The sequence below is a fragment of the Nocardia veterana NBRC 100344 genome (assembly GCF_000308855.1).
Lineage (GTDB): Bacteria > Actinomycetota > Actinomycetes > Mycobacteriales > Mycobacteriaceae > Nocardia > Nocardia veterana.
Window position 1 is genome coordinate 47915 of the sequence record NZ_BAGM01000204.1, and the last position, 11337, is coordinate 59251.

At 65.8% G+C, this 11337-nt stretch carries 10 protein-coding genes; 2 read left to right on the top strand and 8 right to left on the bottom strand.

The window, feature by feature from the left end:
- Positions 1-13 precede the first annotated feature (13 nt).
- The 8 genes from ON37_RS28460 to ON37_RS28495 form a co-directional block, all read right to left on the bottom strand.
- Positions 14-2515, bottom strand: coding sequence for a hypothetical protein (locus ON37_RS28460; protein WP_040723864.1), 2502 nt, complete (start codon positions 2513-2515; stop codon positions 14-16).
- The gene (locus ON37_RS28465) at positions 2512-5052 is read right to left on the bottom strand and encodes an ATP-binding protein (RefSeq protein ID WP_040723866.1); all 2541 of its coding nucleotides are present in this window, start codon (positions 5050-5052) and stop codon (positions 2512-2514) included. Before ON37_RS28465 ends, ON37_RS28460 begins: the two co-directional genes overlap by 4 nt.
- Positions 5053-5571, bottom strand: a complete 519-nt coding sequence (locus ON37_RS28470) for a Rossmann-fold NAD(P)-binding domain-containing protein (protein WP_210741870.1) — start codon at positions 5569-5571, stop codon at positions 5053-5055. It lies immediately after the preceding gene.
- Positions 5568-5828, bottom strand: a complete 261-nt coding sequence (locus ON37_RS28475) for a hypothetical protein (protein WP_040723868.1) — start codon at positions 5826-5828, stop codon at positions 5568-5570. The genes ON37_RS28470 and ON37_RS28475 overlap by 4 nt, the downstream gene beginning before the upstream one ends.
- An 18-nt stretch (positions 5829-5846) precedes the next feature.
- On the bottom strand, positions 5847-6890 hold the full coding sequence (locus ON37_RS28480) for a conjugal transfer protein (RefSeq protein ID WP_040723869.1): 1044 nt from the start codon (positions 6888-6890) through the stop codon (positions 5847-5849).
- Between the two features lie 102 nt (positions 6891-6992).
- Positions 6993-8144 (bottom strand): GAF domain-containing protein, encoded by a 1152-nt coding sequence (locus ON37_RS28485; RefSeq protein WP_051032238.1) that lies wholly within the window; start codon positions 8142-8144, stop codon positions 6993-6995.
- 227 nt (positions 8145-8371) lie between these two features.
- Positions 8372-9277, bottom strand: coding sequence for an ROK family protein (locus tag ON37_RS28490; protein ID WP_040723870.1), 906 nt, complete (start codon positions 9275-9277; stop codon positions 8372-8374).
- A gap of 53 nt (positions 9278-9330) precedes the next feature.
- Complete coding sequence (locus tag ON37_RS28495) at positions 9331-9576, bottom strand: hypothetical protein (protein WP_040723873.1); 246 nt, start codon at positions 9574-9576, stop codon at positions 9331-9333.
- A 499-nt stretch (positions 9577-10075) separates the two neighbouring features.
- Between ON37_RS28495 and ON37_RS28500 the strand changes: the two genes are divergently transcribed.
- Positions 10076-10783: a MerR family transcriptional regulator gene (locus tag ON37_RS28500; RefSeq protein WP_040723875.1), complete on the top strand. Its 708-nt coding sequence runs from the start codon at positions 10076-10078 to the stop codon at positions 10781-10783.
- A gap of 47 nt (positions 10784-10830) precedes the next feature.
- Positions 10831-11337: phosphatase PAP2 family protein (locus tag ON37_RS28505; protein ID WP_157171660.1), on the top strand; the 507-nt coding region annotated here is incomplete at its 3' end.

The window sequence follows — 11337 nt, forward strand, 5'->3', positions numbered from 1 at the left end:
CCAACGACGCCGCCTACCGCCACATCCGGTCGTGTACATCTCCGAATACCTGAGCCCACCGCGGATCGGGCGTATTGGTTCCCGGTGGCTGAGGCGCATTCCACGGGGTGCGGTGACTACCCGAGGACCACATATCGGTGTCGGTCGCCCGCGAGACCACTCGCCGAATTTCCCGGATCGCCTGCGGGTCTGCCGGATTGCGCTCGAAGTTGCGGACCGCTTCACCGACCTCTCGGGCATGCTCGTTACCGATCCAGCGCATCATGCGAGCTGCACCCTGCTGATCGATCCCCGCCAGCTCCGGGAGGCCGGGCGCATTTCCGTTAGCGACGTTGCGCAGCGCGATGATCCGTTCCTGCGTCGGATTTCGCATATAGCTCTCGACGAACGCACGTTGCGGTCCATACGCGTTGCCACCGTCGAGCGTGACTCCACCGGCGTTGGCCCGCCGGAAACGGAATGCCGCCGACTGCAGTGTCGCGATATCGGCCGCCACTTCGTGTTCGTTGCCCTGGCCGCGCAACAGACGGTTGGCCGAGGTCTGTGCGCGCTGCACGGCCGCCACCACGAGGCCGAGATGTTTGTCCTGCAAGGTCTCGTCCTCGGCATTCTCCGTCACGATGCCGAGTGAGCGAATTGCGGTGAGCATGATGTTCTCGTCGGTGAACCCGGCGCCGACCATCGCACCCCAGGCATCGGGCAGGCCGCCCCCGACGTCCACGATGCCCTGCAGAGCTGCGGCCGCGCCGGCCACCGTGTCGATCCCGCCACGCTCGAGGGCCGCGTTGCGAGCCGCCGTCGCGAACAATCGACGGTTCTGATACGACTGGGCGTAGGTACCGGTCGGCCCGCCGAATCCAGGAGCCCCCCACACGCCCCACTGCGCGAGGGCCGAGGTCCGCTCGGTTCGCGAGAACGGCCGCAACGGTGACCGGGTCCGGCCCCAGATCCATTCGGTCGCAGGAGAATTGCTTATCGTGCTGACGGCCCCCAGACTCGCCAGCATTCCCATTCCCTTCATCGAATGTCCGGCGCCGGCATGTCCCATTCCCAGCGCGGTCCCGCCGCCGCCACCGCCGCCACCGCGGGACGACGCACCCTCCATCGCGAGCGCCACCCGGTTGGCGACCCACTCGTTGCCGCGGGTCAGTCCGTCGTTGAGCCGCCGAAGCTGGAACACCGCCACGATCTCGACGATGGCCCCGATGACGAATATCGGCATCACCTGGTCGCCGGCCTGCTGGAACAGATTTCCCAGGAAAAGCACATAAACGCCCAGAAATATGGTGAACACGGCCATTCGCGCGGCGGCGATGAACCCGTCGATCACATTGCGTACCAGAAAGGTCTGAGTCGGGCCGTAGACGAAACCTCCGGCAGCGAAACCGAATATCGCCATGAACCCGTGGTAGACGGTATCGAGTCCCGACTTGATGACCCGCAGCGCGAGATACACCGCGAACAACAGCAGCACAGCGGCGGCCAGCAGCAGAATGAGGCCGGCCCCGATCTGTCCGACCGTGGGGTGCTCACTCCACCAGTGGGCGTAGTTGTCGCATTTTTCCAGTCCCGAGCGGACCGCCTTGTCCCCGCCGGCCTGGATTCCCGAGGTCCACGCCTGCTTGCAGGCCGAGTTGCTGTCGATCACGTAGCCGTAGTTCCACACCTGCAGCGGCCGCCGGGCGAAATTGTCGGCCATATCGCGCTGCATCTGCGGAACCAGCGAATTCACCGTGGGATTGCTGTTACCGTTCAGCCCGGCCGCTACCGCGAGCCCGACATTGCGTCCTTGCGCCAGCAGTCCGTCCGACGACAGTACGTCGGCCAGCGGCTCGGCCAGATAGATCGGCCCCATGACCGCCACCAACAGCATGGACACCACCTGCATGGTGGCCTTGGCATGTAATCCGCGTACGATGAACCAGGCCACGAAGAACGCACCGATGGTCACCGCGACAATCAGCAACATCGGTGTCGCGATCTGCCGGCTCAGCGTCTTCGCCACGCTGTCGAGGGCTTTACTGAACAGGTCGAGCCAGGCGAAACTGAGTGCGTAGCCGACCAGCCAGATCGCCGTTGTCACCAGCACCAACCAGCCGGCGAACTCCAGGCTGATCACCAGCGAGATCGCGGTGTTGCCAGGATTCAGCAGGCTGCCGTGGTCGGTGACGAACCGATAGTCCGACAGTGGAACGCCCGACGAATCCCGCACATTCATCCAGCTGAGCCCGCTGTTGACCGAGGACCCACTGGAATCGTCGTCGGATCCGCTCGCCGCCACGGCGACCGCGCCCACCGCCCCGGGAATTACCGCCAGCACGAAGACCACCACCGTGGTCCATACGACGAAACATCGGCGTCGACTCGCCGAAATCCACTGCCGCACACGGTGAGTCAGCGACGACGGTTGCCACCGCGCCGGGTCGAAGAATTCGAGCTGCCAGCGGTAATCGTCGAGCCGGTCGAAAAGCCCTACCCGCATCCCGGATCCGGCGCTGTCGGATCCGCCGCTCATGGTGCGGCCAACCGTTGCATCTGCGCCGCTCGGGGCGCGATGGTCCGGGTCGCCCCGGCGGTCGGGGTGCTGCTGATCGCCGCGGCCCGATCCTCACGAGCCGGGCCGAGCACCTTCCCCCGTCCGATCCGGTTCAAGGCATCACGCATGAACATCTCGCCGCGCCGTTCCTCCGGAACCTGGCGGCCGGGGCCGACCGGTGGCGAGGTCTCCTCACGCAGGATCTGCAGCAGGAACGGCGCTTCCTCCAGATCCACGCCCAGCCATTCGAGGCTGTTGCGGGCAAGCGTCTCGTCGCGTTGACGGAACACGAAGCGGTTGGGAATCAGGTTGTGTGCGGCACCCTGGAAGTCGGTTTTCGGATCGTGGGAGGCCAATCCGATGGCGGCGAGGTGCTTTCGGCCGTCGCGACTGAAATCGCTGGTCACCGCGGAGCCGACCTGGGTCTGGGTGAAATGGTGCGCCTCGTCACCGACCAGCAGACCGAATCGACCGTTGTCGGACAGGAATGCCTCCCGCGCCGTCACGCCCACCAGTTCGTACAGGGCGGTGCCGAGCCGTTTGGTCAGCGGCAGCCGGTTGTACAGATGCGGGGTCACCAGTTCCTCGGCCGTCGGCAGCGCCAGGTTGTGGCTGCGGATCACCGTGGCGGCCGCATCCAGCCGCAACGGACGCAGGGCCGGATCGAACAACACCGGTACCCGATCGACGATGGTGCCCAGCCGCGCGGCGAGATCGGCGTATTCGTCACCGGCTCCGGGTTCGTCCCGCATCCGTTGCACCAGGCGGAACAGATCGAGTAGGCACGTGATCCCGTGCTCGGCAATGCCTTTGGGAGTCAGGAGACTGCCGATCACCGCGCCCGCGCCGCTGGTGGGTGACAGATCCAGCAGCGGCAGAATCGAATCCAGGGTCCGTTCGCCGGCCACGCGCGGGTCGAACAACCGCAACGGGTCCAGCGAAACCGTCGGATTGGTCAGATCGATGACCACCGCGTTGTCGATGGATCGGGCGAAATGTTCCCACTCGCCCACCTGACTGCGGTCGATGGCGAGGAACTGCCCGCCCATATCGTGGACCAGAACGGCCATCAATTTCAGGAAATACGACTTACCGGAACCGAGCTCGCCGGTCACCGCGAACGACGCCGACAGGTCGTGCAGCGCCGCCTCCATGATGCCGAAGTGAATCGGTTCGAAGTTCCCCGACAACAGATTCACACCGATGACCGGGCCACTGTCGTCGCCGATCTGACTGGTGGTGAACGGAACGAAACCCGACCACATATCCGACGGCGCGATATGCGCGTAATCGTCGTAGGCACGGCGCGGGGGACTGCCCGGAATCATCATCGACCACAGATCGACCTGAGCGCCGACCGGAGCGGTCATCTCGACCTGGAAACGCTTGTACCGGCGGCGCAAGGTGTTGACCGCGTCCATCGTGGTGTCCCGAGAGGGACTTCCGATCGCGATCACGGTGGTGAAGGAGACCTCCGATTCGGCACCGTTGACCTCGAAGTGGTTGTTGTACTCCCCCAGCAGCTGCACCTTCGACATCAGGGTGTTCTGCGCGAACGAAACCTCCTGATCGCGCTGGTCCATCTGCTCGCCGAGCCGGCGCAGGTTCTGCTCGTTGCTTTTGAGGACATTCTCGGCCGGCCGCGTCGAGACCCGCATGGCCCAGTCGATCGTGACGCCTTCCATCCCGTCCAGGAGATTCAGGAATTCACTTCCCCCGGGAAATTTCATCCCCCCGTAGGGAAACGACACCGGAGTGAGCATCGCTTGATACGAGGGCCGGTATTCGAAGTCGGGCTGCACCACCTTGATGATCGGAACGAAGGACGGGCGCAGCCGGCGATTGCTGTCGGCCTGCGCTCCCTCGTCCAGCGCGGCGGAACGGAATACCGCCGCGGTGGCGTCGTCGAGGACCCCGGCCCGGGTGGGCGCCACCGGATCGCCGCCGGCGCCGCGGGAAAGGTAGTGCTCCCACAACCATTGGAACAGCGCGGCCGGCACCGGCACCGGATCGAACTCGGTGCCGATACGCGACAGGATCTCGTTCGCCGTGTCGTCGTACTTCTGCAACTCCTCGCGAGATAGAGCGGTCGCGTCCAGAGTCGTGGTACTCCCCCGCCACATGCGCGACAACGCAGAGAGGCCGGGGCCCGTCGAGCCCACCGGGATCGAGAGCAGATGGATCCGCGTCTGCGGCACGATCGAGCGCACCCGCTCGTACGATGCCATCACTTCCAGTGCGTAATCGTCACATTCGTCGAGATCTACCCCCTCGACCATCTTCCCCAGCACGTCGATGATATTCAGCCGGGCCTGAATACCGAGCAACAGCGAGCCGTTCGGCAAATTCGTGATCAGGGAATGATGGGCGGCCTTCACGTCGAATTTGTCACTGGCCTTGCGCAGCCCGTAACCCATCGGCGTGATGAAGTAGGTCGCCGTCACCATCCCGCTGTGCGTGAATTGCAGATTCCCCCGAACGGCTGCGGTGGGCTGCAGGTCTCGCTCGAACGCCATTCAGTGGACTCCTCCGGCCAAAGCGGGACCGGCCGCGTCACCCGGGGTGACTGCGCGCTCGGCCAGGTTCTCGAAAATATGCGGACGTTCCAGGGGACGACGTTGCCGATGCTGCGGCTGCGGGTCGCTGGGGAAGATGATCACCACCGTCTCGTCCACGAAGGCGAGATGCCGAGTCGACTCGGCGGTCACCGGAAATCCGGAGGCCGACACCGGTTTGCGAAAGAACACCAGACGGCCGAACCAGAGCGCGCGGGAGATGAGCCGGACCCCGGAGTAGGGCAGCAGACTCAATCCGAAGACGGTGGCGATGGTGATGATCAGACCGATCACGAAGGTGATGGCCGGGTTCATCGGCAGGGTCATCGCCGCCACCGAGGTGAGCAGGATGACCACGATTCCCCCGACGACCTGCGGCAGGGTGTACGGCCCGAAGGGCAGCTTCTGCCCGTTCTGCGCCTTGCCGATCATGGTGGGAACACGCTTGATCGGGGTGTACACCTTGACCACTTCGGTCATCGGTAACGCCCGATCGGCTGATCCGGCACGACGCTGGTGGCATCCGAACGCGCGTAGTTGATGATCGTCGGCAACATCCAGAACAACACCGCAGCCAGAATCGCCGACCCGACGACACCGAGCACCTTGGCCGGTGACAGTTTGGATTTCGCCGATTCGGAGATGAGGATGCCCATGCTCAGGATGGTGATGATAACGATGCCCAGCGCGCGGACGACCAACAGGATGTAGTACAGGAGGCTGTTGAGGTGCTGCATCGCGAGTCCCTTCTCGGATCAGTTCTGGGTCGCCGGCGGGATCTGCACGGTCGTCGTCGGTGTGGTTGTGGGGGCGTCGGATGACGATCGATTTCCGGCACCGGAATTGGTCACGATGGTGAGCGGATCGGTCAGCGCCGGAACACGGTCGATCGCCTGCACCTGCCACTGCCCGTTGGTGCGCACCATGGTCAGCGGGTAGGCAAGGGCCGCGCCGTCCGCGGGCCCGGCGGCCTTCGAGGCGCCGGGGGCGGTTCCGAGACCCGAATCGTGCTGGGAGGACTGCGGGCTACCGCTGCTGTCCGAGGGCGCCGCGGCCGCGGCGTTCTTCGGCGCGACAGTCGCCAGCACCCGAGCCGAGTCGCGGCCACTGCCGCAGGTGGAGTCGTCCGAGGACACGCCGACGACCTCCAGCCCCCGCATGGGAGCCGGGCGCAACACGGTGATGCCTGATTGCGTTGTGGTGTAACGAGCCACATCACCGGAGCCGGTGAGATACGCGGTGAGGAATCCCCGCGCCACATCGGCGAGCGGTGTCTCGGTCGAGCACGGTGTCGAATAGGCCAGGGTGACGTCGGGTCCGATGCCCGGCGGCTCGACCATCGCGGGCACCGACAGGGCACGGCGGCGGCCGTCCGGGGTCACCGAGACCGCCACCTGGTAGTACTGCCGTTCGGACGCCGTGGAGTTGCGCCCCGGAACCACCGAGACGGTGACTTCCCAAATCTCGAGCGCCGCAGACGATTCGGTGCGTCCGACATGAACGACGAGCGGATCGGAGACCGGATGCGCAGTCGCCGGCAACCGCAACTGCTGCCCGGAATCCAGATAGGACGACAGTCGATCCTGCTGCCCAGCGGTGGAACTCAGATAGGTGACGACGAAATCCTCTGCGAAGGAGGCCGCCAGCGCGGAGTGTCCGATCAAGGAAACGGTCGCCGAATCCGACGGTCCGGCCGGCGGACTGCGAAACCAGGACAATACGGCGTGCCCGCCGCCCAGTACCGCGAGCACGGCCAGCACGACGACCACAATATTGTCGCGGCGCCGGCGCGCGGTCATCCGGCGAAGCAGATCTTCGCCCGAATTCCCGGATCTACCAGCAAAACTCCGCACTCTCGGAATGGTAGAGAGCGACACCCCCATCCCGGGCCGACTTGTTCCCTACGATGGGAAGTCGACCGCGCGTGCGCCGGTCCGCCTCCGTCCGGTCAGACGCCGTTGCAGTTGGTCGTCGTATCCGATCGGTGTACGCCGCGGCACGGAAATTCCCCCCGCGCACACCGGTTCGACCACCGGCACGTCGTCGACCGCCCGGACCAGCTGCGCAATCGCCAACTGCCGGGTGGAATAGCCGGGGTACGGATAGATCAGTAGCGAGGTCGGCGTATAACCGCCGCCGTAATTCAACGCTCGCACGGTCATTCCGACGGTATCGCCGGCGCGGAGCCGCTCGTCCAGGCGGACCAGGCGTTCCCGGTCGTCGGGGTGAAAGACGTCCACAGGCCGGAACAGATAGTCCCAGCGCACCCAGGGCGCCGGATCGGTCAGCCAATGCGAAATGCTGGCGTATTCCAATTGCACGATAGCCAGATGCGTTCCCGCGCGACGATGCGCCTCACGCAGCCCCACCTGCTCCAGGGTGGGCCCGGCCGCAGGCTGATCGTCGGAACTCACGTCCTCGATCAGCAGCCACGCGCCGGTGGTCCGTTCGTCCGCACGTGCGCGAATCGTCAACCGCCACCGGGCCGGCCGCTGCCCCTCGAATCGCACCGTCGACTCGAATTGCATTCGGGCACCGGGAACCGGGCTGTAGAGCAGGTCGAGCACCTCGGCGTGACGGTTGAAACCCGACATTCGATTGAACAGCTCGGCGATCGAGAGCCGCGGCACATACTCCTCGGGGGTGACCCCGGACAGGTCCGAAACACCGCCCGGCTGCTGCAATGTCTGGGAGGCGAGATCCCAGATCACGCCGATCGCCGGCCGCAGGGGCGGCACGTGCGCGGAGGCCGGGCCGATCCACAACCGAATCGCGTGGACATCTCCGGCCGGGCCGAAGACCGGTTTGACCAGCAGCCGGTGCGGCCCGGCCCGGGTGCCGATTCGGATCTCGACATCTTCGGCCCGGCTGCGCGCCAGGTTGATCGCATCCGCGATACCCGCAGTGTTCAACCCGTCGTAGACGGCGGGCATCTTCGCGAGATGCCGTTGCAAAACCCGCTGCCAGGCACCGAATTCACGTGGCGAATCCCCGACCGAGGCCACCGACATCCACTCGGAGGTCAGCGTCTCTATCGTTATCCACGCAATCACCGGGTCGCTCATCGCACTTTGCCCTGCACCAGCCACTTCGATCGGCCACGATCACTGCTTCGATCATGCACTCAAGAAATGTACCGTTAGACAGCGGCACAATCAACAGGCGCCGGCTGGTGCACCATTGCAGTATGTCCATGATGCACCGGATGCCGCCGTTCAACGGCACGTTTCGTCACAGGATCTTTACCGATACCCGTCAGCCCACTCGACGCCGGCGACAGTTACGACGGCTGCGGCTCCGGTTGTGACACCAGGGCCAGCACCCCGGCGCCGGTGAGCACACCGAGATCGCCGAGTTCCGAAGCCAGCAGCCGCATCCCCATCACCGAGCCGAGCCGAGCGTGGGTCGCAACCGTCGAGTTCATCGTCTTCCACAGCGCCGGACCGGCATTCGCCAGCTCACCACCGATCACGACGGTGTCGAAATCCAGCAGGGGCGCGACCGACGCGATGGCGCGTCCCACCGCGGTGGCCGCTCGCCGAACCGTGGCGACCGCGATCTCGTTGCCCTGGACGCAGGATTCGACCAGTTCGGACAGCGAATTTCCGGTCCAGCCCTGCCCTTGCGCCCAACGAACCGCGGACAGCCCGCCCGCAACGGCCTCCAGACAACCGGTTCCGCCGCATTCACACCTGTCGTCGAAGCCAGGGACCAGCACGTGTCCGAGCTGTCCGGCATTGCCGGTGCGCCCGACGACAACCAGGCCGCCGACCGTGACCGAACCGACCACATGGTCGGACAACAGGACCGACATGGTGTCCATGACCTCATGGGTGAGACCGAAGTTCCGTTCGGCCAGCGCCAGGCACACACCGTCCAGCGCCAATGGCACCTTCGCCGCGGGGAACAGCCCCTTCACCGCGTCCACCAGCTCGAATCCGGCTCGCCACTCGGCGATACCGGACGGTGCCACGACTCCGGCCGTCATATCGATAGGTCCGGACGATCCGATGCCGACCGAGGAGACCTCGCGTCCACCGGCGGCGTCCAACAGCAGATCACGACAACATTCCCACACCCCTCGGGCGGGAACGGGCGCCTTGCGAATCTCGTCTTCGCCCACCTCGTCGTCGATCCGGCTCGCCGCGATCTGCGACGATCCGATCGCCAATGCCAGCACAGTCATGAATTACCCACCATCACAAAGGTTTTGCCGCATCGGCCGATACCCGGACAGCATCAGCCGGTGATCGCCGGTCGCAACCGGCGCCCCAGGACAATACGTCGGCGCGGCGTTTCCGGGGCGGACTCGACACACACCGGCCGGGCGCCGTTGTGGATGATGCGCAGCGGACGTTTGTGATCGACCGGGTTGATCCGGTGACGATCGAGGTTCTCGACGACCTTGCCGGCGCTGTCGTAGGCGATACCCGCCCAGATCATCGCGCGCGGGCCGTCGCCGCGAGCGATCAAAGCCTGTGCCATCCGGGAACATTCGGTGAGCAGCGGGCAGCTCGCGCATACCCGGACTGCCGATCGCCAGGACTCCAGGCTGCCGACATCGAGATCCCAGTCGTTGGGACCGTCCGCGCACGGCGGGCGATGGCCCGAGGGGGTCGGCGCAGATGCTGGGGTGGTGTGCGAAACCTGCTGGGAAGCAGTGTTTCCGAGAGAGATCCGGCGGGCGTGAATCGTTGTCATTTCCGTCTCCGAGGTTGCCGAGGACACACGTGTGCAATCGCAGAGGACGGCTCGCAGACGTGGCCCATGGTCGGGCGGGCATCGGGGCTGCTCAACAGTCCCCGGCAACCAGCAGCGAACTGCTGTACTCGGCACGTTAACCCAGGATTCGACGGACAGCAACCACTTCTGCCGCTATTTAACGGCACATTGACCAAGTCGTTGCACCGATGTATCGTCGGTTAACGGGACGTTTTTGTACGGTCCGTTTTTCTACGGGGTAAGTTGTGATTTCCTAAGAGGTATGGCTGTGCACTCGGAGTACACGATCGACGAGCTGGCGCGGGCAGCAGACACCACCGTGCGCAGTGTCCGCGTGTACCACGAACGTGGGCTGTTGCCGTCCCCGGAGGTCCGGGGCCGCATCGGCTACTACGGGTCCGACCACCTCGAACGGCTGCACACCATCAGCCGGCTGCTCAGCCGCGGCATGAAACTCAACGGGATCCGGGAGCTACTCGAGGCCTGGGACCGCGGTGACGGACTGGCCGACGTCCTGGGCGTCAGCGATCCACCGGCCGAGCGCGAACCGGCTGCGGCACAGGAGAAGCCGGCCGACGACGATCCGCTCGCCGATCTGCCCGACTATGTCAAGCAGGCGCTGGCCGCGAGTTCCGATCCGCTGGACGCCTATCGCGTCACCAACCCCCGCTGCGGCGATCTGGCCGCGCGTCTCATGGACAGCGGAGTGCCGGACAGCACCGCCTTCCAACTGGTGGAGCGGCTGCGCGCGGACTGCAACAAGATGGCCGATCGGTACGCCACCGAACTCTTCTACTGCCTGGCCGGACAGGCCTACGAGCGCTCGCAGCGCGACAGCAAGGATCGCGCGCGCCTGGAGACCGAATTGGCCATCGCCCGGCTGATCGTCACCCGCGCGGCCTCCGAACTCATCGACCAGGCCTTCGCGCGGCACGCCGAGTTGCCCGCCCAGAACGAGGCTGCCCGATAAGTCCGGATCTTTCGGATCGGCGTCGGCGCGGCCGGTAGGCTGCGTGAATGCGCAGGCCTCAGCTCGTATCCCGGCGGACGCGACACATCTCCGCATTGGACCGGCGGCTGGTCGATCGCAGCGCCCGACTGCCGGCGAGTTCGGCCGATGCCGTCCTCCGCGCGCTCAGCCTCGCCGCGAACGCCAATCGGCTGTGGTTCGCGGTCGGCGCCGGGGTGATCGCATTCGGCACTCCGGCGCAGCGACGGGCCGGCGTTCGCGGACTGGTCGCACTCGGGATCGCCAGCGGGGTCGCGAACGGGGTTGCCAAACCGCTGTTTCCGCGTCGCAGACCGCCCGCCGAGGCGGTGCCGCTGATGCGCCGGCTGATCTCGCCGCCGGTCTCCTCCTCGTTCCCCTCCGGGCACGCCGCGTCCGCCGCGGCCTTCACCACCGGCGTGGCGCTGGAGGCGCCGGCACTGGCGGTTGCCGTGGCGCCGCTGGCCGCGGCGGTCGCCTACTCGCGCGTGCACGTGGGCGTGCACTGGCCCAGCGATGTCCTCGCCGGTGCGGCG

Excerpts from the sequence above, each read along its gene's own strand:
- ON37_RS28460 (WP_040723864.1), bottom strand. The coding sequence starts at position 2,515 with ATGAGCGGCGGATCCGACAGCGCCGGATCCGGGATGCGGGTAGGGCTT.
- ON37_RS28465 (WP_040723866.1), bottom strand. The coding sequence starts at position 5,052 with ATGGCGTTCGAGCGAGACCTGCAGCCCACCGCAGCCGTTCGGGGGAAT.
- ON37_RS28470 (WP_210741870.1), bottom strand. The coding sequence starts at position 5,571 with ATGACCGAAGTGGTCAAGGTGTACACCCCGATCAAGCGTGTTCCCACC.
- ON37_RS28475 (WP_040723868.1), bottom strand. The coding sequence starts at position 5,828 with ATGCAGCACCTCAACAGCCTCCTGTACTACATCCTGTTGGTCGTCCGC.
- ON37_RS28480 (WP_040723869.1), bottom strand. The coding sequence starts at position 6,890 with ATGACCGCGCGCCGGCGCCGCGACAATATTGTGGTCGTCGTGCTGGCC.
- ON37_RS28490 (WP_040723870.1), bottom strand. The coding sequence starts at position 9,277 with ATGACTGTGCTGGCATTGGCGATCGGATCGTCGCAGATCGCGGCGAGC.
- ON37_RS28495 (WP_040723873.1), bottom strand. The coding sequence starts at position 9,576 with ATGGCACAGGCTTTGATCGCTCGCGGCGACGGCCCGCGCGCGATGATC.
- ON37_RS28500 (WP_040723875.1), top strand. The coding sequence starts at position 10,076 with ATGGCTGTGCACTCGGAGTACACGATCGACGAGCTGGCGCGGGCAGCA.